Source organism: Mesorhizobium sp. P170090 (assembly GCF_057786115.1).
This window is the reverse complement of sequence record NZ_JBYNWH010000001.1, coordinates 4,882,477-4,908,449: the sequence shown is the minus strand read 5'-3', so window position 1 is coordinate 4,908,449 and position 25,973 is coordinate 4,882,477. Positions and strand designations below refer to the sequence as shown.

Genomic DNA, 25,973 nt, shown 5'->3' with positions numbered 1-25,973 from the left:
TCATTCTAGGGCGAAGCAGGAGCGAGGCTCCGTCGCGGAGACCCTAGAATCCATTCCGTGACATTGGCCGTGGAGTGCAGCGGTGCAGAATTCTGGACGTGGCAACGCCTGTACGTCGCGGCATGGATCCTCGGGTCTGCGCTGCGCCGCTACGCTCCTTGCTTCGCCCGTGGATGACGAAGAGATGGGCGTTTCGGCTAGTCGCCAAGGCATGCGAACCCTGCCAGCGATCACACCCGCCTCAGATCCAGCGCCTGACCCGCTTCGCATAGTCGCGGTACTTCTTGCCGAATTTGGCGAACAGCACCTTCTCCTCGCTCTCGATGGCGACCTTCTGCGTTGCAAAAGCCGCGATCAGGGCCAGCGGCAGGAACCATACGATCCCCGAGACGAAGGCGACGCCGATCAAAAGCAGCGTGTTGGCCAGATACATCGGGTTGCGCGTGATGCCGAACGGGCCAGACGTCACCAGATGCTCCGGCACGCCATTGGGGTTCATCGTCGTTTTGGCCCGGATCATGGTGCGGATAGCGGTGAACCAGAGGGCTGCGACGGCAAACAGCACCACAAAGCCGGCGGCAAACAAAAGGTCGCCCAAGAGGTCGCCGATCCAGGGCAGGGGATAGAACAGGCCGAGCACGATGCTGATGGCGATGGCGGCGATGTAGATCAGCGGCGGCCACGGGATCAGCCGTGGTCTCGGTAGATCGGGTTTTGCCAGCCCGGGTTTTGCTAGCTTGTCGGTCATTGTTGCCCTCCCTGCGTCATCGGACTCTCCTCCGTCCTTGCGGTGCAGATGCCGGCGAGTTCACCGAGATGCGCTTTGAACTCCGGGGTCTGGTCACCATTGTAGAGCCGGTCGAATGCCGCTTCGCTTTGCAGCGTGTCCAGCATGCACACACAATAGCTGGTGCAGAACTCCGTGTCGCGCTGCTGTTCGCAGGATACCTGGCATTCCTTGAGGAAGACCACTTCCCGTGTCTCGACCGGCGCCGGCGCGATCTGCGAGAACAGCCAGACGCAGCCGAACAGCAGCGGCTGGTGAATCAGGTAGAAAGCCAGGCTGTGGCGGCCGATGAAGGTGAGCGGCCTGGTCCAGCTTCCCGATCCCAGCGTGGCCAGCCGCGCCAGCAGGCCGGTGGTGGACGCAAACTTTGCCGCGGCGATGCCGAGAAGCACGGCGCCGAACCAGGGAAACAGCGGCACGTAATCGTTGGAGCGCGGGTTGATCGCCGACAGGCCGACCCACCACAGCGCCGGATGATCGAAGGCTTCGGATCGGAAATAGATCGGCCCGGCGATCACCACCGCCGCCACGACAAGCGTCAGCAAGGACGGCAGCCGCAAGAACAAAAGGCCGAGCAGGCTGGCCAGCGCGATCTCGTGCAGGATGCCGAAGAAGATGAAGCTGTCCGGCGTGATGAAGTACGTGACCGCCGATATAGCGGCGGCCGCGACGGCGACCATGGCAAAGCGTTTCCAGAAGCCGGTCCAGCGGATCTGCCTGCCATGCGCGAGAAACAGGCTGACGCCGACCAGGAACAGGAAGGTCGAGGCGATGCAGCGCGCATAGATCTTCCACCAGCCGACGGCGGTGAGGCCGGGATCGGTGTAGTGGAAATTTTCGAGATCCCAGGTGAAGTGGTAGCTCGCCATGGCGATCAGCGCGATGCCGCGTACGACATCGATGGCGACGATGCGCTTCGGTTGATCTCGCTTCAGTTGATCTCCAGGGGGTGCGGTATGGATGCTCATGGTCTCGCGATCTGATTCAGCCCCAAAGACGACTATCACGGTTGCACCGGACAAAAGAAGGCCGCCCTCTACGCTCCGGGTCGCGCCGTGCGGCTGCATCGGGCGGCGCTTTAGGCCAGAGCCGGAAAGCCTTTGGCCGAATTCGCTTTTTGCCGGGAAGGGGTCGGTTTCCTGTTACCGGCGGAGGAAGCGCCAGCGCAGATTTGACGCCGCGAGTCTGATTTGGGGATCAAATGTCCACCCATGTGCGCCATCCGATCTGGCTTCCGGCCCTGCGTCCGGCGGATGCCCGCACCTTTGCCTCGCTCTATGCGGTCGAATCCTTCGCCCGCGCCACGGTATCGAGCGTCATCCCGATCCAGGCTTATGAGATTCTGCACAACGAGCAGATCGTCTCGATCCTCTACACCATCGTGGCGCTGCTCGGCCTGTCGATGACCTTGTTCATGCCGATGTTGATCCGCAGGTTTGCCCGGCGCTGGGTCTATACCGCCGGCGCCTGCCTGCTGGCGATAGGCTCTCTGTTCTTCGTCACCCACACGCTTGCCGGGCAACTGACAGGCATGCTGTGCCGCGTCATGGGGGCGAGCGCCCTGTCGATCACGCTCAACCTCTACATCATGGACCACATCCGCAAGACCGATTTCATGCAGGCCGAATCGCTGCGCATGGCGTGGTCGATGCTGGCCTGGACCGGCGGGCCGACACTCGGCATCTTCCTCTACACACGCTACGGCATCTATGCCGCGCATGGCGCGGTCGCGGTGTTTGCGTTGGCCTTGCTGGCGCTGTTCTGGACCTACAGGATGGGCGACAACCGGTCGATCCGGCCGGGCAAGACACGGCCGGCCAATCCGCTGGCCAATATCGGCCGCTTCGTAGCACAACCCAGGCTCAGGCTGGCCTGGCTGATCGCCTTCGGCCGCTCCTGCTTCTGGACGACGTTCTTCGTCTACGGGCCGCTGTTCATGGTGATTACCGGCGAGGGCAAGCTTGCCGGCGGCCTGCTGGTTTCGGCCGGCAATGCGCTGTTGTTCATGGCGATCTTCTGGGGCAAAGCGGGAAAACGCTTCGGCGGCCGGCGCACCATGACTTTCGCCTATTTCGCGATGTCGGCGACGCTGCTTGCGGCGGGCGCGGTCGGCACTACCGCGCCGCTGCTTACGGGCTTTTTCCTGCTCTGCGGCGCCTTCTTCACCATCGCGCTCGATGCACTGGGCTCGACCGCCTTCATGCGCTCGGTGCGGTCCTATGAGCGGGCGCAGATGGCCGCGGTCTACCGCACCTATCTCGACTTTTCCGAGCTGACGCCGCCGCTGGTCTATTCGGTGGTGCTGGCGTTTTTCGGCCTCGGCTCGGTGTTCGTGACGCTGGGCATTCTGGCCGCTGTTTGCGGCTTTATCACCTGGCGCTATCTGCCGAAGTCGCTTTAGTCGCCGATCAGGCGGTTGCCTCAAGCGCTGCATGCCGCTCGCGCACCCAGTTGTGGAAGCGGTGCAGATCGTACTCCTCCGGCATCAGCACGCCGGCCGCGTGACGCATGGAGCGCAGGCCTTTCTGGTTGATCTCGCAGATCGCGGCATCCTCCTCCAGCACCTGGGTGCCGAAGGCGACGACATTGTCGATGTCCGTCTCAGCCAGCGCCTCGGGCGCGAACAGCCATTCGGCGGTGAGTTCGGTCTGTTCGGGACCGAGCGGCATCAGTCGCACCGTCCTGACATAATCGACATGGCCGACGATGAACATCGAGGGCAGGCTGGTGGCATAGGTCTGTCCGGCCGCACGCTCGGCTGGCGTCAGGCCCGGGAAGACCGGGCCATGGGCATGTCCGTCGCGCGACCAGGTCTCGGCGCCGGCGCGCAGGCCACCCGAAAACTCGGGTGCGTCATTGTCGGCATGGCGGACCCAGTCGGGGTCGTCGTGCCGGCTCATCAGGCCGCGGCCGTATATCGGCACCAGCCGAGACAGGTCCTTGTGGACGCCTGGGCAATGCAGGCACTCGTTGAAGTTCTCCCAGAAGATTTTCCAGTTGCAGTTCATCACCTTGCGCAGGACATGGCCTGATACCAGCGTTTCCAGCGGCCAATTGGCGAGGTCGCCGGATGCGGGATCGAAGGAGGTCTCGGCGGAGCCGGCCGTCGCCTGCTGAAGGTTCACAAAGACAAAGCCGCGCCACACCGACAGCGCCACCCGGTAGAGCGGATGATCTGCCTTGTCGAAACCATCTGGCAGCGATTTCGAGGGAACGCGCACGAGATCGCCGCGCAGCGAGTAGGACCAGGCATGGTAGGGGCAAGTGATGAGCCGCACTTTCAGCCGGCCCTCGCTTTCCTGGCAAAGCTGCGAGCCGCGATGCCGGCAGGTGTTGTGGAAGGCGCGCAACTCGCCGGTGTCGTCGCGCAGCACGACGATTTCCTGCGTGCCGACGCGGAATGTCCTGAATGCCAAAGGCTGGGCAAGATCGGCCTCGCGGCAGACGAGCAGCCAGCTTTTGTACCAGATGGCCTCGAGATCGCGCTGGTAAGCCTCGCTATCCCAATAGGCCGATGACGGTAGCGTCGGTTCGGCCCGGCTCAGGCCGTTATAGGGGTCGCGCTCGCTCGGGTTGGGATGCATGGCTGGCTTCCTATGAAGCGTCAGCCGACACCCCGGCAAATCGTTTGTCAATCAGAGTGCCGCATTGCCGGTTGCAGGCGCGGCGCATAATCATGTCGTGGACATGGGACATTCGGAATTGGGGGGATTCGGACGTGGCCGCACGACAGATGTCGCTTACGCCGGAGCTGGTCGCGCGCTGCTGGCGCGAGAGCAGGGACCCCGGGCCTGATCCGGACGCGATGCATCTCGATGAAGCCGACTATGACGCGCTTCTGGATGAATTGCAGGTCGAACTCCCGGATAGCGAACCGCTATGGCTGTTCGGCTATGGATCGCTGATCTGGAAACCGGAAATAGATTATGTCGAGGACCGCGTTGCGCTGGCGCGCGGCTGGCATCGGTCCTTTTGCATGAACATGACGCGCTGGCGCGGCACCAAGGTCAGCCCCGGCCTGATGATGGCGCTGGACCGTGGCGGACAATGCAAGGGCGTCGCCTTTCGGCTGACCGACAATAACCGGCGCGAGCAGTTGGGCCGGCTTTTCCGGCGCGAAGTCACGCTGAAGCCGACAAGCTACCGGCCGCGCATGCTGAAGCTTGCAAGCGAGGCCGGACCGCTCAGGGCATTGGCCTTCGTGATCAACCGCAACGGCCTGACCTATTCCGGCCCGCTCGACGAAGGCAAGATCGTCGAAAGGCTGGCCACGTCCTGCGGGCACTGGGGATCGGGCGCCGACTATCTCTACAACACGGTGAAAAACCTTGAAGAGCGCGGCATTCACGATCGCCATCTGTGGCGGCTGCAGCGGCTGGTTGCCGAGCGGATCACCGCGTTGAACCCGTAACGCCGCATGGCGCATTCGCGCTGTTGGCCGGCGGAATTTGGTTTGCCGGATGCGGCCGTTTCAGCCTATAGTCATGCATGTCGTCGGTTCCGTTAGGGACCAAGAGGGAATGCGGTGAGGGCTGACTTGTTGCCCAATGCCGTGGCTGCCCCCGCAACTGTGTGCGGTAGTCCTCTCCAAGCCACTGAGGATTTTTCCTCGGGAAGGTGGGGAAGGGCGCTGATCCGCGAGCCAGGAGACCTGCCGGCGACAGGGAACTGACTTCGATGCCCTCGGGTGGAGGGCGAAAGGACAAGATATGAATACCGCTTCCGTCTCCCTCGGCGCATCCGTCTCCTCGCAGTCGCGCTTCATGCAGCTCGTGCTTAGCGCGTTTCTGGGCATTTTCGTCGTCGGCGTTGTCGGTTTCTCGCATATCGATGCGGTCCACAATGCGGCGCACGACTATCGCCATTCGATGGCGTTTCCCTGCCACTGACGAGGATCTGACATCATGAACCTGTTTCGCAACGTCGTGTTCATCGCGGCGATCGCAGGGCTCGTGGCGGGTGTCGCTCTCGCCTGCATGCAGGCCTACGCCACCGTGCCGCTGATCCTCAAGGCGGAGGTCTACGAAAAGGCTGGTGGCGGCCATGAGCATCAGCATGCCGCGGCGCCCGCCGCCAACGCTGCGGACACCGATGCCATGAGCACCGCCGCGCCGGCGGAAAATGCGGTGAGCAGCGCAGCACCGGCTGAAGCAGCCGCGCCGGCGGAGGACGAAGGCTGGGCGCCGGCCGACGGCTTCGAGCGTTTCGCCTTCAGTGTCGTCGCCAATATCGTCACCGGCATCGGCTTCGCGCTGGTCCTGGTGGCGGTTTCCGAGTTCGCCGGCGGCATCGGCAGCTGGCGCCAGGGCGTGTTCTGGGGCTTGGCCGGCTTTGCCGTGTTCACGCTGGCGCCGGGCCTCGGCCTGCCGCCGGAACTGCCGGCAATGCCGGCGGCCGATCTCATGCAGCGCCAGATCTGGTGGTGGGCAACGGTGATGACAACGGCGATCGGTCTTGCCCTTATCACCTTCCGCACGTCGGCGCCCCTGACCGTGCTCGCCGTCGTCCTGATCGTCGCCCCGCATATTGTCGGCGCGCCGCAGCCTGACAGTTTCGTAACGCCGATCCCGGAGGGCCTGCATCATCAGTTCGTGGTGGCGGTGACGCTGACCAATCTGGTGTTCTGGCTGGTGCTCGGCGCAGTTGTCGGTGTAGTGCGCGCGCGCTTCGCCGGCACCGCGACCAGCCTGCGCGACAGCTTTGCCTGATCGCAGTTTGACCTTCATCATCGGCGGTGCGCGCTCCGGCAAGAGCGCGCATGCCGAAACTTTGGCGACGGCGTTGCTGCCGCCATGGGCTTATATCGCCACCGCGCTAGCCTATGACGGCGAAATGCGCGAGCGCATCGCGCAGCACCGCTCGCGCCGTGGCGAGGGGTGGGCGACCATCGACGCCCCGCTTGATCTTGCCGGTGCGCTCGAGGCATTGCCGGACAACCAGCCGGTGCTTGTCGACTGCCTGACGCTGTGGCTGACCAATCATATGCTGGCCGATCATGATCTGGAGGGGGAGTGCCGGCGGCTGGCCGATGTGCTTTCGCGGCCGCGCGGACCGTGGTTCGTGGTCTCCAACGAAGTCGGACAAGGCATCGTGCCCGACAATGCGCTGGCACGCCGGTTCCGCGATGCCGCCGGCCGGCTCAACCAGCAGATCGCGGTCGTAGCTGATATGGTGCTTCTGATGGTGGCGGGGCTGCCGCTCAAGGTGAAATGAGATGACCGATATCGACACAAAAGACGAAGAGCGCCATCGCGCCAAGATGGCCAAGCGCAAGGCGGTGCAGGACGCCGAGGTCGCGGAAAAGACGGTCGAGAAGGGGCTGCTGATCGTCAACACCGGACCCGGCAAGGGCAAGACCACGGCTGCCTTCGGGCTGGCGCTGCGCATGCTCGGCTATGGCAAGCGCGTCGGAATCGTCCAGTTCATCAAGGGCAAATGGCACACCGGCGAGAAGGATGCCTTCGCGGCGTTTGGCGACCGCGTCGTCTGGCACACGATGGGCGAGGGTTTCACCTGGGAGACGCAGGATCTGAAGCGCGACATTAAGGCGGCCGAAGCCGCCTGGGCCAAGGCGCTGGAACTGATCGCCGATCCCTCGATCAGCCTCGTCGTGCTGGACGAACTGAACATCGCGCTGCGTTACGACTATCTCGATCTCTACAGAGTGGTGGCGGCGCTGAAAGCGCGGCGCGAAGGTCTGCATGTCGTCGTCACCGGCCGCAACGCCAAGCCGGCGCTGGTCGAGGCGGCGGATCTGGTGACGGAGATGGGCGTGACGAAGCATCATTTTTCGGCCGGCGTGAAGGCGCAGCAGGGGATCGAGTTTTGAGGGGTTTCGTGGGGAGGGTCGATCCGCGAAGCGGATCGGGGTGGGGGTTCTCGTAGGTCGCAGTCCCCCACCCCGGCGCTTCGCGCCGACCCTCCCCACAAGGGGGAGGGTAAAGGAAGGGCGACGGTAAGCTCTCAGAACGTCACCGCGATAAGCACAGCCGACAGCAACCCGAACAGCCCAATCAGCAGATAGTCCGCCACCTGGTACAATTTCAGCGCCTGCCTGATGTCCTGGCTTTCCGCCGCGCGCCTACCGCCTTCGCCCATATAGGCGTCCTCGACGATGACGCCGCCATAGCTGCGCGGGCCGGCGAGCGCCAGGCCGAGTGCGCCGGCCATTGCTGCTTCCGGCCAACCGGCATTGGGTGAGCGGTGCTTTTTGGCGTCGCGCCGCACTGCTTGCCAGGCGTTGCGGGGATCGGCGCCGTCAACGAGAAAGGCGGCGGCAACGATCAGCAACGCGGTCAGCCGGGACGCCGGCAGGTTGATCCAGTCGTCGAAGAGTGCCGCCGCGCGGCCGAAGGCCTCGTGGTGCGGGGTGCGGTGGCCGATCATCGAATCGGCGGTGTTGGCGGCCTTGTAGGCGACGCCGCCGGCCAGACCGCAGACACCTGTCCAGAAGGCGGGCGCAACGATGCCGTCGGAGAAATTCTCGGCCAGGCTTTCGATGGCGGCGCGGCTGACGCCGGCATGGTCGAGCTTCTCGGGATCGCGGCCGACGATGCGCGCAACCGCGATGCGGCCGAGCGCCAGCCCGCCGGTATCCAGCGAATCGGCCACCGCCTCGACATGTTCGGTAAGGCTCTTTTGCGACAGCAGCGACGAGGCCAGGATTGCCGTGATGATCATGCCGGCAGGAAAGAGCTGCCAGAGCAGGATTTGCACGATGAAGGCGATTGCCGCCGGCACCAGCACGATCACCAGCAGCGCCTGCACGCCGCGGCGGCGACGCAGCGCGTCGGAATCAGTGTCGCGGTTGAGCCTGTGGTCGAGAAAGGCTATCAGCCTGCCGAACCAGGTGACGGGATGGCCGACGGCACGGAACAGCCAGTCCGGGTAACCCAGGATGCGTTCGATGGCCAGCGACAGGAAAGCGATCAGGATCGACATGAAGCTTTCTGATGGAGCGATTACTGTGGTGGATCACGGTGGATCCCTTGGCCGGGCGAGGGCGCTCTTCCCTCACGCGCCACAACCTTTCGTCGATCTCTCGACAGGTATCAATCCGCACTCCTACCCGCTTTTCGAGCTGCCCGCCACCGCCCTGTCACGATTGCCGGAGGCCGCGCGCCTGCGTGAGCTGGCCAGGGTCGCGGCCGGCGCCTATGGCGCGCCTTCGGCCGAGAATGTGGCGGTCGCCCCGGGCACGCAGATCCTGCTGCCGCGCGTCGCCTCGCTGGTCAGCCCCGGCAAGGCGCTGGTGCTCGGGCCGACCTATGCCGAGCATGCCAGGGCCGCCGCGATTGCCGGCCATGCGGTGGCGGAAGTCGACGATTTCGAGGCGCTTGCCGGAGCCGAAATTGCGATCGTCGTCAATCCCAACAATCCCGACGGGCGAGTCGTGTCGCGGGAAAGGCTGCTTCGGCTTGCCGAGACATTGCGCGCCATAGGCGGTCTGCTGGTCGTCGACGAAGCCTTCATGGATGTCGGCCCGCACGCGGAAAGCCTGGCCGGCGATGTCGGGTGGGGCGGCATCGTCGTGCTGCGCTCGTTTGGCAAGTTCTTCGGTCTCGCCGGCCTGCGGCTCGGCTTCGCACTTTCCGATGCGGTGACGGTCGAAAGGCTTGAAACGCAATTCGGCCCTTGGGCGGTCGCCGGCCCAGCGCTCGAATACGGCATCCGCGCGCTTGCCGACAGCGGCTGGCAGGCCGACATGCGGCGGCGGCTGGCGCAGGATGCGGCGCGGCTCGATGCGCTGCTTTCGCGCTTTGGCGTTGCTGTCGCCGGCGGCACGACGCTGTTTCGCTATCTCCGGCTTGCCGATGCACCGGGGCTGTTTTCGACGCTCGGTGAGCGCGGCATATTGCTCAGGCATTTTTCCGAGCGTCCCCAGGTGCTCCGCGCGGGGCTGCCTGGAAGTCAGGAGGAATGGCAGCGGCTCGAATCGGCGCTTGCCGACTGGCACGCACGGCGCGACGATGGGTCGAAGGAGATCGCGCCATGATCCATATCTGTTCGCTGGCAAAGCTTGAGGAGACGGTGGCCAAAAGCGGCGCCGAGCGCGTGCTGTCGCTGCTCGCTGCCGGCACCGAGGTGACGCGGCCGGCCTCAATCGCGAGGGAAAACCACCTGCATCTGGTCATGCACGACATCGCGGTGGCGCAGGACGGCATGACCATGCCCGGCGAAGGCCATGTGCGCAATCTGCTCGATTTCGCCCGGAAATGGGACCGCGCCAAACCCATGGTCGTCCATTGCTATGCCGGCATCAGCCGCTCGACCGCCTCGGCCTATATCATTGCGGCGGCGCTCGCCCCGAAGCGCGACGAAGTCGAACTTGCGCAGACATTGCGGAAGCTTTCGCCCTCGGCGACACCCAATCCACGGTTGATCGCCGTCGCGGATGCTCTGCTCTCACGACAAGGCCGCATGATCGAAGCGATCGAGGCGATCGGACGCGGCGCCGATGCTTTTGAGGGTACGCCTTTCGTGTTGAAGATCGACGGCTAAGGCGGCCCGCTATGCCAGCCAGTCGGCAAGCTTCGCCTTGCGCACATCCTTCAACAGGGTGATGAAGCCGTCGGCCTGATGCTCCGCCGTCAGTCGGCCTTTCTCGGCCGCGGCAATGCTGGCATCGCCGACCACGCCGTTGGGGTTGAGATCCCCAGCGATCCAGGCGAAAGCGTGCGTTCCGGTGTGGCGCAGCAGCGCAAATTCGGTTTCGGCGCGGGCGACCTTGGAGGCGAAATTGTCGGCCTTGGCCATGTCGACTAACTCCGGGCGAAAATGCAGCATCAACGAGGTCTCGACGTCGCCGCCATGGATGCCATGGCGGTCTTCCAGCTCGGTGTACATGCCGGCGGGGCGGCCGAAGCGCTGCCAGCTGGTCTTCACCGCCAGCATCCTCTCACGCACGCGCAGCTCGCGCGTGACGATGCCCATGATCTCTTCATTGCCGCCATGCGAGTTGACGACGATCAGTTTCCTTACGCCTGCGCGGGCAACGGACAGGCCAAGCTCGGTCCAGGCATCGACCAGGGTGGCCGCCGGCAGGGTGAGCGTGCCCGGCGCCTGCAGATGCTCGTTCGACTTGCCGACCGTTTGGACCGGCAGGATGCGGATGTCGAGATCGCCGGGCAGGCGGGCGATGACCGTCTCCAGCATGCCGTTCATGATCGAGGTATCGGTTGATACAGGCAGATGCGGGCCGTGCTGCTCGATCGCCGCCACCGGCAGCACGGCAATCGTCGCCTCCGGATCGATCGCGGCGTATTCGGTGGTCCGGTAGTCGCCCCACCAAACGCGTCTGTTTGCAACGGTCATGTCATGCCTCTTGACTGTGAGGGAGACCTAGCGCGCCAAACGTCGCCTGTCGATCACCCAGCCGCAATCGCCTCGACCTCGACGTTGAACTCCGGCCGCGCAAAGCCTGACACGATCATCAGCGTCGAGGCGGGCGCGGGGCTGGCAAACAAGCGGTCGCGGACGTCCATATAGGGCCGCAGAAAGGCGCGGTCGGTGACGTAGGCGTTTATGCGCACGATGTCGCCTAGCCGCAGCCCGGCTTCAGCCAGAATCGCCGCTATGTTTTGAAAGCAGAGCTCGGCCTGCGCGCCGGCATCCTCGGGGATCTGGTCGTCCGCCGTGATGGCGACCTGACCGGAGCACAGAACCAGCCGCTTGCCTGGCGGCACCTCGACGCCGTGGCTATAGCGGGCGAAAGGCGACTTGATCGACTTCGGCGCGAGGTATCTGAACATGGCAATCTCCTGTCTGCGAGACCAGCCTAAGACGTGACCGATAGTACGTTCAAGATGTGGTGCATGGCACAAGGGCGATTGTGGACAGGCGTCCAAAAAATAGGCACGATGCCTCCCGCACAGCATGACCCGTCCGGTGTTGGCAGTGACTGCCGCGCAAGCAGGCGGCCCGGGCGGTGGCATGTGTCTTGCTTCTTGGATCAATGGTGTCGAGCCCGGCGCGTGACGCTCCGGAGCCAACAAAGGGTGGTGTCGATGTACGGAAAACAGAAGATTTCAGCGCTTGCGGTCGCGCTGCTTGGAGCCGGCACGTTCGGCGCGGCAGCAAACGAGAAGGTCACCTTCGGCACCAACTGGCTGGCCGAGCCCGAGCATGGCGGCTACTACCAGGCCGTCGCCGACGGCACCTACGCTGCATGTGGCCTCGACGTGACGATTTCGCAGGGAGGTCCGCAGGTCAGCGGGCGGCCGCTGCTGCTGGCCGGCAAGCTCGATTTCTACATGGGCGGCAATCTGCTGTCGGCCTTCGACGCCGTCCAGCAGGGCATCCCGATGCGCGTCGTCGCCGCCGATTTCCAGAAGGACCCTCAGGTCATCATGTCCCACCCGGGGCAGGGGCTGGACAAGTGGGAGGATTTGAAGAACGCCGACCAGTACATTCTCGGCGACGAGGGCGTCCAGACCTTCTTCCAGTGGATGGTCATCGAACTCGGTTTCGATGCCGCCAAGCGCGTGCCCTACACCTACAACACCGCTCCATTCCTGGCCAACAAGAAGTCGATCCAGCAGGGTTACGTCACCTCGGAGCCTTTTGCGGTCAAGAAGGAAGGCGGCTTCGTGCCCAACCAGTTCCTGCTCGCCGACTATGGCTGGGACACCTATTCGACGACGATCGAGGTGATGCAGGACACGATCGACAAGCGGCCGGAGGTGGTCCAGTGCTTCGTCGATGGCTCGGCCAAGGGCTGGTACAACTACCTCTACGGCGACAACAAGGCCGCCAACGAGATGATCAAGAAAGACAACCCCGACATGAGCGACGAGCAGATTGCCTTCTCGATCGAGCAGATGAAGAAGTTCGGCCTGGCCGATTCCGGCGACACCGAAAAGCTCGGCATCGGCGCCATGAACGAAGACCGGATCAAGAGCTTTTATGACAAGATGGTCAAGGCCAAGGTCACGCCCGAGGGCATCGACATCAAGAAGGCCTATACGCTGGCCTTCATCAACAAAGGTGTCGGAATCGAGCTGAAGAAGTAATCGTGAAGCTGGAAAAGATGGCGCAGGCGCCCATGACGGCATCGGGTGAAGGCCCGATGCTGCTGACGCTGCGCCATGTCGGCAAGGTGTTTTCCAATGGCGTGACTGCATTGAGCGACGTCGATCTCGCCATCCGCGAGGGCGATTTTGTCAGCCTGCTCGGGCCGTCCGGCTGCGGCAAGTCGACGGCGTTGAGGCTGATCGCGGGCCTGTCGACGCCGACATCCGGTCAACTCGACTGGGGCGGTTCGATCGACCGCGCCAATATCGGCTTCGTCTTCCAGGAACCGACGCTGCTGCCCTGGGCCGATGTCTTCGACAATGTCTGGTTGCCGCTCAGGCTGAAAGGCGTGTCGCGTGCCAAGGCGGCGCCGGTGGTGACGGAGATGCTGGAGCGGGTGCACCTGACCGGCTTCGAGAACGCCGTGCCGCGCGAGCTTTCCGGCGGGATGAAGATGCGCGTCTCGATCGCACGCGCCATGGTGACGAAGCCGCGCATTCTGCTGATGGACGAGCCGTTCGCCGCACTCGACGAGATCACCCGCTTCAAGCTCAACAACGACCTTCTGGAGCTGTGGCAGGACGAGCGCTTCACCGTCGTCTTCGTCACCCACAGCGTCTTCGAAAGCGTGTTCCTGTCCAACCGCGTCGTCGTCATGGCGGCGCGGCCGGGCCGCGTCCATGCCGAGCTTGCCATCGACGCCTCCTATCCGCGAGACGAGGTTTTCCGCACTTCGCCCGATTATGCCGCGCTCTGCCGCCAGGCCTCGGACATCCTGGTCAACGCCATCAACACATCAGCCGGACCGCACCATGACGGCCATTGACCAGAATGCCGCAACGCTCGACGCGGAAGAGGCGGGCCGCGTACGCCAGGAGCGGCTGGAGCGGATCGGCCGGTGGGTCTTGCCTTTGGCGATCATGATCCTGGCGATCTGGCTGTGGGACCGCATTTGCGTGTGGAACGCGATCCCGCAATATATTCTGCCGCGCCCCGGCGTGGTGCTGTGGACGCTCTATAGCGATGCCGGGCTCCTGTTCTCCGCGCTGCTGGTCACGTTGCGCATAACCTTTCTCAGCCTGCTGCTCGCGGTCGTCGGCGGCGTCGGACTGGCGGTGCTGTTTGCGCAATCGAAATGGGTGGAGATGTCGTTCTTTCCCTTCGCCATCGTGCTGCAGGTAACACCGATCGTGGCGGTCTTCCCGCTCATCAACATCTATGTGGACAACCAGACGGTGAAGCTTTTGCTTTGCGCCTGGATCGTCGCGTTCTTCCCGATCCTGTCCAACACCACGCTCGGCCTCAATTCGGTCGACCGCAATCTTCGCGACATGTTCAAGCTCAACGGCGCGACGCGCTGGCAGCAATTGCGCTATCTCAGACTGCCGGCGGCCATGCCGTATTTTCTAGGAGGCTTGAAGATCGCCGGCGGTCTGTCGCTGATCGGCGCCGTGGTGGCCGAGTTCGTCGCCGGCGCGCAGGGACAATCCTCAGGGCTCGCCTCGCGCATCATCGAGGCCGGCTACCGCCTCAACGCGCCAAGGCTTTTCGCGGCGCTGATCCTGATCTCGCTCACCGGCATATTGATCTTCCTGGTGCTGTCGCTGGTGTCGCATCTCATCCTGCGCCGCTGGCACGAGAGCGCGCTGAAGCAGGAGCGGTAGGGTGACGAGGTGAGCGAGACGTTGGCGCGAAGCACCCCCCTTTGGCCTGCCGGCCATCTCCCCCTCAAGAGTGGAGATTGGACGTCATCCGGGATTTCGCCAATTATCGACGTTGGAAGACGGGTGCTGCCGGCAAAGCTGCCAATCTCCCCCCTTGAGGGGGAGATGCCCGGCAGGGCAGAGGGGGGCGGTCCTTGATACCGACCTCTGGCTCGTACCATCTCACCAACGTCCGCCTTCACCGGTCGCTGACATCAGGTCTTGCCACCACTTACGATACTGACGGCTTCGCGCTGGCCGACATCGCCGTCGCCGACGGTAAGCTCTCCAGCATCGCCGCGCACAAGAAATCAAAAGCGCCAGCCACCGCCATCGACCTTGCCGGCCGCATCGTGCTGCCGTGCTTCGTCGACTGCCACACCCACATCGACAAGGGCCATATCTGGCCGCGCAAACCCAATCCCGACGGCAGTTTCATGGGCGCGCTCAATGCCACCGGCGCCGACCGTGCAGCGCGCTGGAGCGCCGAGGACGTGGCGCGGCGCATGGATTTCTCGCTGCGCTCGGCCTACGCGCACGGCACCAAGGCGCTGCGCACGCATCTCGACAGCGTGCCGCCACAGGAGGAAATCTCCTGGCCGGTGTTCGAGGCGATGCGGGAGAAATGGCGCGGCCGCATCGAATTGCAGGCAGCCTGCCTGCTCGGCATCGAAGGCGTGCGCGACAGAAAGTGGTTCGAGAGGCTGGCCAAGCGCGTGGCTGCGGCCAAGGGCGTGCTCGGCGTCGTCACCTATATGGTGCCGGATCTCGAAGAGCTTCTCGACAAGGTGTTCGCCGAGGCGAACAGGCACGGGCTCGATCTCGATTTCCACGCCGACGAGACCGACGACATCGCGGCGATATCGCTGAAGAAGATCGCCGAGGCGGCACTGTGGAACGGTTTTGAGGGCAACATGCTGGTGGGACATTGCTGCTCGCTGGCGCGCCAGCCGGATCTCGACGTGCTCGATACACTCGACAAGGTGGCCAAGGCGCGGCTGGCGGTGGTGTCGCTGCCAATGTGCAATCTCTATCTGCAGGACCGGCGTGCCGACCAGACCACGCCACGCTGGCGCGGCGTGACGCTGCTGCACGAGATGAAGGCGAGGGGCATCCCGGTCGCGGTCGCCTCCGACAACACCCGCGATCCGTTCTATGCCTATGGCGATCTCGACATGCTGGAGGTCTACCGCATGGCGACGCGCATCCTGCATTTCGATCATCCGGTCGGCGACTGGCCGCAGACGGTGGCGGCGACGCCGGCCAAGGTGATGCGGCTCGACGGTGTCGGGACACTGGCAGCAGGTGGCAGCGCCGATTTCATCGTCTTCAAAGGGCGGAGCTGGACGGAATTGCTGTCGCGGCCCGAATCGGATCGCATCGTCGTGCGCAACGGCCGAGCGATCGACAGGCAATTGCCCGACTATGCCGAGCTCGACGAACTGATGGTGGAATGATGGATGTTTCGGCGCTCAAACGCGATCTCGACGGGATAAAGCTCGACGACAATCCGGCCATCGTCCAGCAGAAGAGCCGCGACTTCTACTGGTACAGCCCGGTGCTGAAGCAGCAGCTCGACCACGTCACCGGCGACCTGATCGTGACGCCCAGGAACGAGGCCGAACTGATCCGCGTGCTTGCCGCTTGCCACCGTCATGGCGTTCCGGTGACGCCGCGCGGCAGCGGCACCGGCAATTACGGCCAGGCGATGCCGCTGTCGGGCGGCGTGGTTTTGAACCTCGCCGAGATGAACGAGATCAAGGCCATAGCGCCGGGCCGCGTCGTCACCGGGCCGGGCGCGATCCTCGCCGACATCGACAGAGCGACGCGCGCGCATTCCGGGCAGGAACTGCGGCTGTCGCCGTCGACCTACAACACCGCCTCGATCGGCGGCTTCATCGCCGGCGGCTCGGGCGGCGTTGGCTCGATCAATTTCGGCGGTCTGCGTGATTTCGGCAATGTGCTGCGGCTGCGCGTCGTCACCATGGAAACCGAACCGAAGGCGCTCGAACTCACCGGCGAGGATTTGCACAAAGTCACCCACGCCTATGGCACCAACGGCATCATCACCGAGGTCGAGATGCCGCTGACTGCAGCCTATGAATGGATCGACGTGATCGTCGGCTTCGACGCTTTCATGCCGGCAGCCCGCTACGGCAACGCGCTGGCACGCCAGGACGGCATCCTGACCAAGCTGATCACGCCGATCGCCGCGCCCGTGCCGCAGCTCTATTTCAAGCGCCACCAGAAGTTCTTCCGGGACGGGCAAAGCATCTGCGTCGTCATGGTTGCCCGGCATGGGCTAGACGCGTTCCTCGCCTTCACCCGCCGCGCCGGCGGCGAGGTCATCTTCAATGCCGCGACGGCCACGGACGAAGAGAAAAAGGGCCTGCCGCCGGGCTTCGAGCTGGCGTGGAACCACACCACGCTCAGGGCACTGCGGGTCGATCCCGCGATCACCTATCTGCAATCGCTCTATCCGTTTCCCAACCAGCTGGCGCTGGTGGAGAAGATGGACGCGATGTTTCCGAACGAGGTCTTTTCGCATCTCGAATTCGTGCGCCTCGACGGCAACATCACCTGCTTCGGCCTGCCGCTGGTGAAATTCACCACCGAGGCGCGGCTCAACGAAATCATCCGGCTGCATGAGGAGAACGGCTGCCCGATCTTCAACCCGCACCGCTACACGCTGGAAGAGGGCGGCATGAAGCAGACGGATGAAATCCAGCTCGCCTTCAAGCGCGAGACCGATCCGCAAGGCCTGCTCAATCCCGGCAAGATGATCGCCTGGGAAAATCCGGATTACGACTATCGCTCGGGCCGGACTTTTTTGTTCAAGGGTTTGCAGAAAGCAGAATGAGCAGAGGTTTGAGCTTGAGCACCCCCCTCTGTCCTGCCGGCACAGGCCCTACGCTGCCGCTTCGGGCGTTCGTCGTTTGGAAAGCCAAGCAATTGGCTTCCCATCGGCTTCGCCGACCACTTCTCACCCCCCGCAAGGGGGGAGATTGGCAGCCTGAACGCCGCGGCCAATCTGACACGCTGACAATTAGTGAAAGCGATGCGGCAGTCCGATCTCCCCCCTTGCGGGGGAGATGCCCGGCAGGGCAGAGGGGGGTGCCTCGCGCCCACCTCGCAAGTATTTCCCCATGAAAGTCCTCGTCCTCTACGCGCATCCGGTGGAGACCAGCTTCAATGCAGGCCTGCACCGCACCATCGTCGAGCGGCTGACGGCGGCCGGCCATGAGGTCGACGATTGCGATCTCTATGCCGAGGATTTCGACCCCAGGCTGACGCGCGGGGAGAGGCTGGATTATCACAACCAACGCAGCCCTGCGGACCCGGCCGCGCCCCATGTCGAGCGTTTGCTGCGGGCTGAGGCGCTGGTGCTGTCATATCCCGTCTGGAACTACGGCTTCCCGGCCATCCTGAAAGGCTTTTTCGACCGCGTGTTTCTGCCCGGCGTGTCGTTCAAATTGGTCGACGGCAAGGCGCGGCCTTCGCTCCACAACATCCGCAAGCTGACCGCCGTCACCACCTATGGCGGCAGCCGGTTCCGCGCCATGCTGATGGGCGATCCGCCGCGCAAATTGGTCAAGCGGATGCTGCGCGCGACGATCAGGCCCGGCGCCTCGGTGTCCTACCTCGCGCATTATTCGATGAACCTGTCGACCGAGAAGACCCGCGCGGCCTTCATGGCCAAGGTCGCGGCCGGGATGGATGAATTCTGATGCGCGTGCTGGTGGTCTATTGCCATCCGGTGCCCGAAAGCTTTTGCGCCGCCATCAGAGATGCCGCAGTCGATGTGCTGAAGGCACGCGGCTGGGAGGTGCGGCTGCTCGACCTCTATGCGGAGAAATTCGATCCGGTGATGGGCTGCGAAGAGCGACGCGCCTACAATGAGCGGGCGCCGGAGGATCCGGCCCTAAAACCGCATTTCGAGCATCTCGCCTGGGCTGAGGCGATCCTGTTCATCTATCCGACCTGGTGGTACGGGCTGCCGGCCATGCTGAAGGGCTGGCTCGATCGGGTCTGGGCGACCGGTGTCGCCTTCAAGCTGGGCAAGGGGCGCATCACGTCGCTGATGACACATGTCACCAGGGTCGGCGTCATCACCACCTGCGGCGCGCCGACCTGGTGGAGCGTCGTCGTCGGCCAGCCCGGCCGCAAGACCTTGCTGCGCGGTATGCGCGCGCTGTGCGCCCGCCGCTGCCGGACGTTTTTCCTGGCGCACTACCTGATGGACGCCTCCACGCCAAGGACGAGGGCGGCGTTTCTGGTGAAGGTGCTGGCGAAGCTGGAGCGGTTTTGAGCTTCTTCACCCTCCCCCTTGTGGGGAGGGTCGCGCAGCAAATGCCGCAAGGCGGCTTTTCCGAAGCGGGGTGGGGGGTCTCGTAGGGCGCACCCCCCCACCCGCTTCGGAAAAGCCGCTTCGCTCCGACTGCGAGCCGACCCTCCCCACAAGGTGGGGTAAAAAGGTGCTACATCCTCGTCCGTTCCGCCTTGGGATCGTACATCGGTTTCAGCGATGCTTCCGCCGGAAAGCGCTCGCCGGCGATCTCGATCTCATAGGACGAGGCCAGCACATCCGCCTCGCTCTCGCCCTGGCAGGGCACATAGCCCAGTCCGATCGCGCCGCCGAGATGGTGGCCGTAATTCCCCGATGTGATCGGGCCGACGATCTTGCCGTCGCGCAGGATCGCCTCGTTGTGGAAGAGCAGGGGTTCAGGGTCTTTCAAACGGAACTGCACCAGCCGGCGCGACAGGCCGGCTTCTTTTCTCTTCAGCACCGCATCGCGGCCGATGAACTCGCCCTTGGCGGTTTTGACCGCAAAGCCGAGGCCGGCCTCCAGCACATTGTCCTCGTCGGTGATGTCGTGGCCGAAATGCCGAAACGCCTTTTCGATGCGGCAGGAATCCAGCGTATGCAGGCCGCAAAGTTTCAGGCCGACATCGCCGCCGGCCTCGTCGATCGCCTCGAAGACATGAGCCGCCTGGTCGGTCGAGACATAAAGTTCCCAGCCGAGTTCGCCGACATAGGTGACGCGGTGGGCACGGGCGAGGCCCATGCCGATCTCGATCTCCTGGAAGGTGCCGAATGGATTGTTGTCGTTGGAGAAATCGTTGGGGCTGACTTTCTGGATCAGCTTTCGCGCATCCGGACCCATCAGGCAGAGCACGGCCTCAGCTGCCGTGACATCGGTGATGACTACGAATTCATCCCCGACATGCCGGCGCAGCCAGGCGAGGTCGCGTTGCAGCGTCGCGCCCGGCACGACGAGGAAGTAGGCGGTCTCAGATAGCCGCGACACCGTGAGGTCGCTTTCGATACCGCCGCGCTGGTTGAGCATCTGGGTGTAGACGATCTTGCCCGGCGCCACGTCCATATCGTTGGCGCACAGCCTTTGCAGGAAGGCACAGGCGTCGCGGCCTTCGACACGGATCTTGCCGAACGAGGTCATGTCGAACAGGCCGACCTTGTTGCGGACCGCCAGGTGCTCCTCGCGCTGGTTGTCGAACCAGTTCTGCCGCTTCCAGGAATAGCGGTATTCGCGCTCCTGTCCCTCTCGCGCAAACCAGTTGGCGCGCTCCCAGCCGGCGACTTCGCCGAAGACCGCGCCGCGCGCCTTCAGGTGTTCGTGCAGGGGCGAGCGCCTGACATTCCTGGACGTTGCCATCTGCCGGTAGGGGAAGTGATCCGCATAGAGCAGGCCGAGTGTTTCGGAGACACGCTCCTTGAGATACCTACGGTTCTTCTGGAATGGCTGGGCCCGGCGGATGTCGACTTCCCAGAGGTCGAAGGGCGCTTCGCCGTCATTGATCCACTGCGCCAGCGCCATGCCGGCGCCGCCGGACGAGACGATGCCGATGGAATTGTAGCCGGTCGCCATCCAGTAGCCCGACAGCTCCGGCGCTTCGCCGAGATAATAGCGGTCGTCGGGGGTAAAGCTTTCGGGGCCGTTGAAGAAGGTGTGAATGCCGGCGGTTGCCAGCATCGGCATGCGGTTGACGCCCATTTCGAGGATCGGCTCGAAATGCTCCATGTCCTCCGGCAACTGGTCGAAGCAGAAATCCTCGCGGATGCCGTCCATGCCCCAGGGCTTGGCCACAGGCTCGAAGGCGCCGAGCATCATCTTGCCGGCGTCTTCCTTGTAGTAGGCGCATTCATCGGGAACGCGCAGCACCGGTAGACGACCGAGCCCGGGGATCGGCTCGGTGACGAGATAAAAATGTTCGCAGGCATGCAGCGGGATGGTGACGCCGTTCTGGGCGCCGAGCTCGCGCGCCCACATGCCGGCGCAGTTGACGACGATGTCGGCCTCGATCGTTCCCTGGTCCTCGCCTTGCGCCCACGACACACCGGTGACGCGACCGGCCTTGGTATGGACCTTGGTGACCTTCACATTCTCGACGATGGCGGCGCCACGCTGGCGGGCACCCTTGGCCAGCGCCATGGCGATGTTGGCGGGATCGCACTGGCCGTCGAGCGGCAGATGCACGGCGCCGACCACGTCGGACACGTTGAGATGCGGGTACATCTCCTTGACTTCACCAGGCGAAATCTCGCGCACACCGACATCGAAGGCGCGGGCGAGCGAGGCCTGCCGGTAAATCTCGTGCTTGCGCTCCTCGGTCAGCGCCACGGTGATCGAGCCGACCTGGCGCATGCCGGTGCCGACTTCCGTTTCGGCTTCCAGCTTGACGTAGAGGTCGGCCGAATATTTGGCCAGCCGCGTCATGTTCTGCGAGCCGCGCAGCTGGCCGATCAGGCCGGCGGCGTGCCAGGTCGTACCCGAGGTCAGCTGCTTGCGTTCGAGCAGCACGATGTCGGTCCAGCCGAGCTTGGCCAGGTGGTAGGCGACCGAACAGCCGGAGACACCGCCGCCGATAATAACCGCGCGGGCCTTGGTGGGAATGCTTCTGGTCATGCGGCCTCGCGGCGATAGCCGGATGCGAAGCGGCGCAGGCGTTTTGCGGCTTCCTGAAGCACCGGCTCCGGTTGGCAGAGGCTGATGCGGATGTGGCCGGCAGCGGCCTTGCCGAAGCTGGAACCCGGCATGACGCCGACACTCTCCTGGTCGAGAAAGGCCCAGGCGAATTTCTCGTCGTCGGGCTCGACGGCGGAGATGTCGAGCATGACATACATGCCGCCCTCCGAGCCGTGCACGCTGATATTGTTCATGCCGCGCACGGCGTCGAGCAGGACGGTGCGGCGCGCCGCATAGCGCTCGGCGATTTCCTTGACGCCATAGCGGTTCTCCAGCGCCTCGGCGCAGGCGATCGAGATGAAGGCCGGCAGGCCGTAGGTCGTCACCAGATTGAGATTGGTCAACAGCGTGATCATCTGCGTCGGGCCGGTCAGCCAGCCCATGCGCCAGCCGGTCATGCCGTGGCTCTTGGACATCGAATTGATGACCAGCGTGCGCTCGGCCATGCCGGGCAGGCCGCGCGGCGAGATGTGCTCGCCGCCGCCGAGCGTCCAGTAGACCTCGTCCGACAGCAGCCAGAGATCGTGCTCGCGGCAGATCTCGGCCAGCTCTTCCAGACGCTCACGCGAATAGACGGCGCCGGTCGGGTTGTTCGGCGTGTTGATCAAAATGGCGCGCGTGTTGGGCTTGAGCGCCGCGCGGATCATCTCGGCGTGCGGCTGGAAACCGTCTTCGGCCGGTGTCTCGACGACGGTGAAGCTGGCGCCGGCGGCGCTGAACGTGTTGGGATAAGTCGCGTAGTAGGGCGCCACCACGATAGCGTGGTCGCCCTGGTCGAGAACGGCCTGCACGGCCGCGTAAAGGGCAGCCTGGCCGCCCGGCGTGGCGATGACTTGGTCAGGTGCCGTCTCGACCCCGGTGCAAGCGGTCGAGGCCGCCGCCATCGCCCTGCGCAGGCGCGGAACGCCGGGAAGCGGGGTGTAGTGGTGGTTGCTGCCGCGAACCGCCGTCACGCAGGCTTCGATCGTCTGGCTCGGCGTATCGAAATCATGGTCGCCGACCGACAGCATGATGATGTCCTGGCCGGCCTCCTTGCGGGCCCATGCCTCGGTGTGGACCTCCCAGCCATCTTTGCCCGAAGGCACGATGCCGGAAATGCGCGATGAGGGTCTGGGCATCAGGATACTCCCGAGATTTCGTGGCCGGCCTGTTCGAGCTGATCGCGCAACGCGGCGATGTGGGCAGGGCCGACTTCGCAGCAGCCGCCGACGATGGTGGCGCCAGCGGCGACCCAGCCGAGCGCCTGGTCGGCATAGGCATCCGGATCAAGGTCGTGGCGTGCGTGCAGCACTTCGACCGTTCCGCCATGCTTGAGCGCTTCGACAGAGGTGAAGCCATTGGCATAGGCGCCGACCGGGCCGCCGAGGGCAATCAATTCGGGCAGTGCCGCGGCGATAGTTTCTGGCCGGCAGCAATTCACCAGGCGCGCTGCAACCGTCAGGCCGTCGAGGGCGTCCGCCGCTGCCGCTATTGTTTCGCCGCTGCGCAGCCGCGCCGCGCCGTGATCGGCGAGCGTCCAAGATACCCAGACAGGTTTGCCGCTTTCCGACGCAGCGGTAACGGCCGCACGGCCTTCCTCGGCTGAGGCCATGGTCTCGCACAGGAACAGGTCGACGCCATCGGCCTGCTCTGCGACGATGCGGCGATAGATGTCCAGCGTCTCCTGGAACGATATGGTCAGCGCCGGCGCATAGCTGCCGAACAGCGGTGATAGGCAGCCGGCGATCGCTGCATCGCCTGCCTCGTCGCGTGCCTGTCTTGCCAATTCGATGCCGCGCTTCTGCAAAGGCTTGAAGAGGTCTTCTGCTCCTTCCCGCGCGAGCCGCTCCGGCGTTGCCGAATAGGTGTTGATGGTGATGACGCGAGCGCCGGCCCGGATGAATTCGGCATGCAGGTCACGCACCAGATCCGGCTCGTCGATCAGCACCCTGGCCGACCAGAGCGGCGTCGGCTCGGAGCGGCTGCGGCGGACCAGTTCCTGGCCCATGCCGCCATCGGTGAGAATGACTTTCTTCATGCTCTCAGTCTTTCGTTTTTCGGATCCCACAGCGGCTCGTCTTTCTGCACGACCGCCCTGAAACGATCGCCAAAAATTTCAATCTCGATCGCGGTATCGGGTTCAGCCAGGTCGGCGCGCAGCATGCCGAGCGCGATCGATTTGTCGATGCGATGCCCCCAGCCGCCGGACGTCGTCTCGCCGACGATCTTGCCGTCATGCCAGAGCGTCGACACGGACGGCGCGTCGCAATCGCCTGGGTTTTCGACCACCAGCGTGACGAAGCGCTTCTTCACGCCTTGCTGCTTTTCGTTCTGCAGGGCTGCCTTGCCGCGGAAGTCGGGCTTGTCCCATTTGACGAAGCGCTCGAGCCCGCCCTGCAGGACCGTATAGTCGGTCGACAGGTCGCCCTTCCAGGTCCGGTAGCCCTTTTCGAGGCGCAGCGAATCCAGCGCATACATGCCGAACGGTTTCAGACCGTGTTTTTGTCCCGCCGTCCAGACGGCGTCGAAGATGGCGGCGGTGTCTCCCACCTTGGTGTGGATTTCCCAGCCGAGTTCGCCGGCGAAGGATACCCGCACCAGCTTCGCCCAGCGGCCGGCGATGGTGGTTTCCTGATGCGTCAGCCAGGGCAGCGAGAGATCCGCGCCACAGACCTCGGCCAGGATCTTGCGCGAATTGGGGCCGGCGAGGATTTGCGTCGAATAGTCTTCGGTCCTGTCGGTGAGGGTGAAAGCTGCGTCCTTCGGCAGGCGCGACTTCAGCCATTCGAAATCGTGCCACTGCGCTACCGCCGCGGTGATCAGAGTCATCTGCTCTTCGCCATGGCGCACCACCGACATCTCGGTGACGATGCGGCCTTTGTCGTCGGCGAAATAGGCGAGGCCGATTCGGCCGGGCTTGGGCACCAGGCCGGTGACCTGCAGCGCCAGCCATTCGGCTGCACCAGGACCTTCGAGGTTGAAGCGCGAGAAGCCGGGCAGGTCCAGAATGCCGGCGGCGTCGCGCACCGCCAGGCATTCTTCGCGCACGCGGTGCTGCCACGGCCCGTCGCGGCGGAAGGTGAGTGTTGCTTCTTCCGACGTGTCGTCACCGGGTTGCGCATACCAGGTGGCACGCTCCCAGCCATTATAGGCGTCGAACTGGGCGCCGAGTGCCTTGATGCGATCGTGGATCGGCGACAGCTTGCGGTCGCGCCCGGCCGGCCAGGCATGGCGCGGAAACTGGATGGCGTATTCGTTGCCGTAGATCTCCATACCCTTGGCGACGCTATAGTCGGGGGCGGCCGCAAATGAGGTGAAGCGGCGCGGGTCGCAGGACCACATGTCCCATTCGGTCTGGCCTTGCGTCACCCATTCGGCCAGCACCTTGCCGGCACCGCCGCCCTGGGCGATGCCGAAGGTGAAGACACAGGCCTCGAACGCATTGGGAACGCCGGGCATCGGACCGATCAGCGGATTGCCGTCCGGCGCGTAGGGGATCGGCCCGTTGATCACCTTGGACAGGCCGGCAGTGCCCAGGATCGGCACGCGGGCTACGGCATCGGCAAGGTAGTGCTCGAGACGGTCGAGATCGTCGGGGAAGAGCTGGAAGGAAAAATCCTCCGGCATCGGGTCGTGGTGGGTTGCCCAATGCGCGCGGCAATTGCGCTCATAGGGGCCGAGATTCATGCCGTTCTTTTCCTGGCGCAGATAGTAGGAGGTGTCGACGTCGCGCAGCAGCGGCAGCTTCTTGCCCTGCTCCTTCGACCACGCCACCAGTTCGGGGATTTCCTCGAACAAGATGTACTGATGGCTCATCACCATCATCGGGACGTCGCGGCCGAACATTTTGCCGACTTCCGCGGCTCGGTAGCCGGCGGCGTTGACGACGATCTCGCAACGGATCTCGCCTTGCGGCGTCTCGACAACCCATTCGTCGTTCTCGCGGCGCACACCTGACACCGGACAGAAGCGGACGATTCTGGCGCCCATGTCGCGCGCACCCTTGGCCAGTGCCTGCGTCAGCTGCGCGGGGTCGATGTCGCCGTCGTTTGGATCGTAGAGCGCACCTTTGAGGTCATGCGTCTCGATGAAGGGATAGCGGCGCTTGACCTCATCAGGGCCGACAATGTCGATGTCCATGCCCTGGTAGCGGCCCATGCCCTTGGCGCGCTGGAACTCCTGCATGCGCTCCTTGGTGTGGGCGAGACGGAGCGAGCCGGTAACGTGGTAGTTCATGGGATAGTCGACCGCGTCGGCGAGACCGCGATAAAGCTCGGTCGAATAGCGCTGCATGTTCATCAGCGACCAGGACGACGAGAAGGTCGGCACATTGCCGGCGGCATGCCAGGTCGAGCCCGATGTCAGCTCGTTCTTTTCAAGCAGCACGCAGTCGGTCCAGCCCGCCTTGCACAGATGGTAGAGCGAAGAGGCGCCGACGACACCGCCTCCGATGATTACCACGCGCGCCGTGGTCGGCAAACCGGCCATATTCTTCTCCCAAACCTG

Annotated in this window: 25 protein-coding genes and 1 riboswitch; of the genes, 15 read left to right on the top strand and 10 right to left on the bottom strand. The window is 64.1% G+C overall.

What is annotated here, in order from left to right; translation table 11 throughout:
• Window positions 1–241 precede the first annotated feature (241 nt).
• Both AC3EML_RS23805 and AC3EML_RS23800 read right to left on the bottom strand, forming a co-directional pair.
• Complete coding sequence (locus AC3EML_RS23805; protein ID WP_031246111.1) at window positions 242–748, bottom strand: methyltransferase family protein; 507 nt, start codon at window positions 746–748, stop codon at window positions 242–244.
• Window positions 745–1,755 (bottom strand): acetyltransferase domain-containing protein, encoded by a 1,011-nt coding sequence (locus AC3EML_RS23800; protein WP_352521993.1) that lies wholly within the window; start codon window positions 1,753–1,755, stop codon window positions 745–747. Before AC3EML_RS23800 ends, AC3EML_RS23805 begins: the two co-directional genes overlap by 4 nt.
• A 233-nt stretch (window positions 1,756–1,988) precedes the next feature.
• Between AC3EML_RS23800 and AC3EML_RS23795 the strand changes: the two genes are divergently transcribed.
• Complete coding sequence (locus AC3EML_RS23795) at window positions 1,989–3,188, top strand: MFS transporter (protein ID WP_352521992.1); 1,200 nt, start codon at window positions 1,989–1,991, stop codon at window positions 3,186–3,188.
• A gap of 7 nt (window positions 3,189–3,195) precedes the next feature.
• On the opposite strand, the gene AC3EML_RS23790 is transcribed toward AC3EML_RS23795, so the two are convergent.
• The gene (locus tag AC3EML_RS23790; RefSeq protein WP_352519648.1) at window positions 3,196–4,371 is read right to left on the bottom strand and encodes an aromatic ring-hydroxylating oxygenase subunit alpha; all 1,176 of its coding nucleotides are present in this window, start codon (window positions 4,369–4,371) and stop codon (window positions 3,196–3,198) included.
• Between the two features lie 134 nt (window positions 4,372–4,505).
• On the opposite strand from AC3EML_RS23790, the gene AC3EML_RS23785 reads away from it, so the two are divergent.
• The 5 genes from AC3EML_RS23785 to cobO all read left to right on the top strand — a co-directional run bounded on the left by AC3EML_RS23785 (window position 4,506) and on the right by cobO (window position 7,616).
• Window positions 4,506–5,198, top strand: a complete 693-nt coding sequence (locus AC3EML_RS23785) for a gamma-glutamylcyclotransferase (RefSeq protein ID WP_352521991.1) — start codon at window positions 4,506–4,508, stop codon at window positions 5,196–5,198.
• 67 nt (window positions 5,199–5,265) lie between these two features.
• Window positions 5,266–5,460, top strand: a riboswitch (cobalamin riboswitch).
• A gap of 36 nt (window positions 5,461–5,496) precedes the next feature.
• Window positions 5,497–5,676, top strand: a complete 180-nt coding sequence (locus AC3EML_RS23780; RefSeq protein WP_023670784.1) for a CbtB domain-containing protein — start codon at window positions 5,497–5,499, stop codon at window positions 5,674–5,676.
• Between the two features lie 15 nt (window positions 5,677–5,691).
• Window positions 5,692–6,495, top strand: a complete 804-nt coding sequence (locus AC3EML_RS23775; RefSeq protein ID WP_023670783.1) for a CbtA family protein — start codon at window positions 5,692–5,694, stop codon at window positions 6,493–6,495.
• Window positions 6,488–7,000: a bifunctional adenosylcobinamide kinase/adenosylcobinamide-phosphate guanylyltransferase gene (cobU, locus tag AC3EML_RS23770; RefSeq protein WP_023710812.1), complete on the top strand. Its 513-nt coding sequence runs from the start codon at window positions 6,488–6,490 to the stop codon at window positions 6,998–7,000. Before AC3EML_RS23775 ends, cobU begins: the two co-directional genes overlap by 8 nt.
• A gap of 1 nt (window position 7,001) precedes the next feature.
• Window positions 7,002–7,616 carry a cob(I)yrinic acid a,c-diamide adenosyltransferase gene (gene cobO / locus AC3EML_RS23765; protein WP_023830515.1) on the top strand — a complete coding sequence of 205 codons (615 nt, stop codon included), beginning with the start codon at window positions 7,002–7,004 and terminating at the stop codon, window positions 7,614–7,616.
• A gap of 134 nt (window positions 7,617–7,750) precedes the next feature.
• Here the strand turns inward: cobO and cbiB are convergent, their stop codons facing one another.
• A complete protein-coding gene (gene cbiB, locus AC3EML_RS23760; protein ID WP_352497870.1) occupies window positions 7,751–8,728 on the bottom strand; it encodes an adenosylcobinamide-phosphate synthase CbiB in 978 nt (325 codons plus the stop codon).
• Between cbiB and cobD the strand changes: the two genes are divergently transcribed.
• Window positions 8,727–9,782, top strand: coding sequence for a threonine-phosphate decarboxylase CobD (cobD, locus tag AC3EML_RS23755; RefSeq protein ID WP_023733790.1), 1,056 nt, complete (start codon window positions 8,727–8,729; stop codon window positions 9,780–9,782). The genes cbiB and cobD overlap by 2 nt on opposite strands.
• A complete protein-coding gene (locus tag AC3EML_RS23750) occupies window positions 9,779–10,288 on the top strand; it encodes a tyrosine phosphatase family protein (protein WP_023690280.1) in 510 nt (169 codons plus the stop codon). Before cobD ends, AC3EML_RS23750 begins: the two co-directional genes overlap by 4 nt.
• Window positions 10,289–10,297: 9 nt before the next feature.
• Here the strand turns inward: AC3EML_RS23750 and AC3EML_RS23745 are convergent, their stop codons facing one another.
• Window positions 10,298–11,101 carry a creatininase family protein gene (locus AC3EML_RS23745; RefSeq protein ID WP_352520552.1) on the bottom strand — a complete coding sequence of 268 codons (804 nt, stop codon included), beginning with the start codon at window positions 11,099–11,101 and terminating at the stop codon, window positions 10,298–10,300.
• Between the two features lie 53 nt (window positions 11,102–11,154).
• A complete protein-coding gene (locus AC3EML_RS23740; RefSeq protein ID WP_352520551.1) occupies window positions 11,155–11,538 on the bottom strand; it encodes a RidA family protein in 384 nt (127 codons plus the stop codon).
• A 255-nt stretch (window positions 11,539–11,793) separates the two neighbouring features.
• On the opposite strand from AC3EML_RS23740, the gene AC3EML_RS23735 reads away from it, so the two are divergent.
• The 7 genes from AC3EML_RS23735 (at window position 11,794) to AC3EML_RS23705 (ending at window position 18,811) form a co-directional block, all read left to right on the top strand.
• Window positions 11,794–12,798 (top strand): ABC transporter substrate-binding protein, encoded by a 1,005-nt coding sequence (locus AC3EML_RS23735; protein WP_023670774.1) that lies wholly within the window; start codon window positions 11,794–11,796, stop codon window positions 12,796–12,798.
• Window positions 12,799–12,800: 2 nt separating this feature from the next.
• Window positions 12,801–13,625 (top strand): ABC transporter ATP-binding protein, encoded by an 825-nt coding sequence (locus AC3EML_RS23730; RefSeq protein ID WP_023706113.1) that lies wholly within the window; start codon window positions 12,801–12,803, stop codon window positions 13,623–13,625.
• Window positions 13,612–14,463, top strand: coding sequence for an ABC transporter permease (locus AC3EML_RS23725; RefSeq protein WP_023670772.1), 852 nt, complete (start codon window positions 13,612–13,614; stop codon window positions 14,461–14,463). The genes AC3EML_RS23730 and AC3EML_RS23725 overlap by 14 nt, the downstream gene beginning before the upstream one ends.
• Before the next feature lie 194 nt (window positions 14,464–14,657).
• Window positions 14,658–15,959 (top strand): cytosine deaminase, encoded by a 1,302-nt coding sequence (locus AC3EML_RS23720; protein ID WP_352520550.1) that lies wholly within the window; start codon window positions 14,658–14,660, stop codon window positions 15,957–15,959.
• On the top strand, window positions 15,959–17,362 hold the full coding sequence (locus tag AC3EML_RS23715; RefSeq protein ID WP_352520571.1) for an FAD-binding oxidoreductase: 1,404 nt from the start codon (window positions 15,959–15,961) through the stop codon (window positions 17,360–17,362). Before AC3EML_RS23720 ends, AC3EML_RS23715 begins: the two co-directional genes overlap by 1 nt.
• A gap of 286 nt (window positions 17,363–17,648) precedes the next feature.
• Window positions 17,649–18,230, top strand: a complete 582-nt coding sequence (locus AC3EML_RS23710; protein ID WP_352446012.1) for an NAD(P)H-dependent oxidoreductase — start codon at window positions 17,649–17,651, stop codon at window positions 18,228–18,230.
• On the top strand, window positions 18,230–18,811 hold the full coding sequence (locus tag AC3EML_RS23705) for an NAD(P)H-dependent oxidoreductase (RefSeq protein ID WP_023688083.1): 582 nt from the start codon (window positions 18,230–18,232) through the stop codon (window positions 18,809–18,811). Before AC3EML_RS23710 ends, AC3EML_RS23705 begins: the two co-directional genes overlap by 1 nt.
• Window positions 18,812–18,980: 169 nt before the next feature.
• On the opposite strand, the gene AC3EML_RS23700 is transcribed toward AC3EML_RS23705, so the two are convergent.
• Genes AC3EML_RS23700 through AC3EML_RS23685 form a run of 4 tightly spaced genes read right to left on the bottom strand, consistent with a single transcriptional unit; the run spans window position 18,981 to window position 25,955 of the window.
• Window positions 18,981–21,428 carry a GcvT family protein gene (locus AC3EML_RS23700; protein ID WP_352520549.1) on the bottom strand — a complete coding sequence of 816 codons (2,448 nt, stop codon included), beginning with the start codon at window positions 21,426–21,428 and terminating at the stop codon, window positions 18,981–18,983.
• A complete protein-coding gene (locus AC3EML_RS23695; protein ID WP_023706109.1) occupies window positions 21,425–22,606 on the bottom strand; it encodes a pyridoxal phosphate-dependent aminotransferase in 1,182 nt (393 codons plus the stop codon). Before AC3EML_RS23695 ends, AC3EML_RS23700 begins: the two co-directional genes overlap by 4 nt.
• Window positions 22,606–23,505 carry a homocysteine S-methyltransferase family protein gene (locus AC3EML_RS23690; protein ID WP_352520548.1) on the bottom strand — a complete coding sequence of 300 codons (900 nt, stop codon included), beginning with the start codon at window positions 23,503–23,505 and terminating at the stop codon, window positions 22,606–22,608. The genes AC3EML_RS23695 and AC3EML_RS23690 overlap by 1 nt, the downstream gene beginning before the upstream one ends.
• Window positions 23,502–25,955: a GcvT family protein gene (locus AC3EML_RS23685; RefSeq protein WP_352520547.1), complete on the bottom strand. Its 2,454-nt coding sequence runs from the start codon at window positions 25,953–25,955 to the stop codon at window positions 23,502–23,504. The genes AC3EML_RS23690 and AC3EML_RS23685 overlap by 4 nt, the downstream gene beginning before the upstream one ends.
• Between the last annotated feature and the right edge of the window lie 18 nt (window positions 25,956–25,973).

Coding starts and splice junctions, on each gene's coding strand:
- AC3EML_RS23805 (WP_031246111.1), bottom strand. CDS start 748: ATGACCGACAAGCTAGCAAAACCCGGGCTGGCAAAACCCGATCTACCG.
- AC3EML_RS23800 (WP_352521993.1), bottom strand. CDS start 1,755: ATGAGCATCCATACCGCACCCCCTGGAGATCAACTGAAGCGAGATCAA.
- AC3EML_RS23795 (WP_352521992.1), top strand. CDS start 1,989: ATGTCCACCCATGTGCGCCATCCGATCTGGCTTCCGGCCCTGCGTCCG.
- AC3EML_RS23790 (WP_352519648.1), bottom strand. CDS start 4,371: ATGCATCCCAACCCGAGCGAGCGCGACCCCTATAACGGCCTGAGCCGG.
- AC3EML_RS23780 (WP_023670784.1), top strand. CDS start 5,497: ATGAATACCGCTTCCGTCTCCCTCGGCGCATCCGTCTCCTCGCAGTCG.
- AC3EML_RS23775 (WP_023670783.1), top strand. CDS start 5,692: ATGAACCTGTTTCGCAACGTCGTGTTCATCGCGGCGATCGCAGGGCTC.
- cobO (WP_023830515.1), top strand. CDS start 7,002: ATGACCGATATCGACACAAAAGACGAAGAGCGCCATCGCGCCAAGATG.
- cobD (WP_023733790.1), top strand. CDS start 8,727: ATGAAGCTTTCTGATGGAGCGATTACTGTGGTGGATCACGGTGGATCC.
- cbiB (WP_352497870.1), bottom strand. CDS start 8,728: ATGTCGATCCTGATCGCTTTCCTGTCGCTGGCCATCGAACGCATCCTG.
- AC3EML_RS23750 (WP_023690280.1), top strand. CDS start 9,779: ATGATCCATATCTGTTCGCTGGCAAAGCTTGAGGAGACGGTGGCCAAA.
- AC3EML_RS23745 (WP_352520552.1), bottom strand. CDS start 11,101: ATGACCGTTGCAAACAGACGCGTTTGGTGGGGCGACTACCGGACCACC.
- AC3EML_RS23740 (WP_352520551.1), bottom strand. CDS start 11,538: ATGTTCAGATACCTCGCGCCGAAGTCGATCAAGTCGCCTTTCGCCCGC.
- AC3EML_RS23735 (WP_023670774.1), top strand. CDS start 11,794: ATGTACGGAAAACAGAAGATTTCAGCGCTTGCGGTCGCGCTGCTTGGA.
- AC3EML_RS23725 (WP_023670772.1), top strand. CDS start 13,612: ATGACGGCCATTGACCAGAATGCCGCAACGCTCGACGCGGAAGAGGCG.
- AC3EML_RS23715 (WP_352520571.1), top strand. CDS start 15,959: ATGGATGTTTCGGCGCTCAAACGCGATCTCGACGGGATAAAGCTCGAC.
- AC3EML_RS23710 (WP_352446012.1), top strand. CDS start 17,649: ATGAAAGTCCTCGTCCTCTACGCGCATCCGGTGGAGACCAGCTTCAAT.
- AC3EML_RS23705 (WP_023688083.1), top strand. CDS start 18,230: ATGCGCGTGCTGGTGGTCTATTGCCATCCGGTGCCCGAAAGCTTTTGC.
- AC3EML_RS23700 (WP_352520549.1), bottom strand. CDS start 21,428: ATGACCAGAAGCATTCCCACCAAGGCCCGCGCGGTTATTATCGGCGGC.
- AC3EML_RS23695 (WP_023706109.1), bottom strand. CDS start 22,606: ATGCCCAGACCCTCATCGCGCATTTCCGGCATCGTGCCTTCGGGCAAA.
- AC3EML_RS23690 (WP_352520548.1), bottom strand. CDS start 23,505: ATGAAGAAAGTCATTCTCACCGATGGCGGCATGGGCCAGGAACTGGTC.
- AC3EML_RS23685 (WP_352520547.1), bottom strand. CDS start 25,955: ATGGCCGGTTTGCCGACCACGGCGCGCGTGGTAATCATCGGAGGCGGT.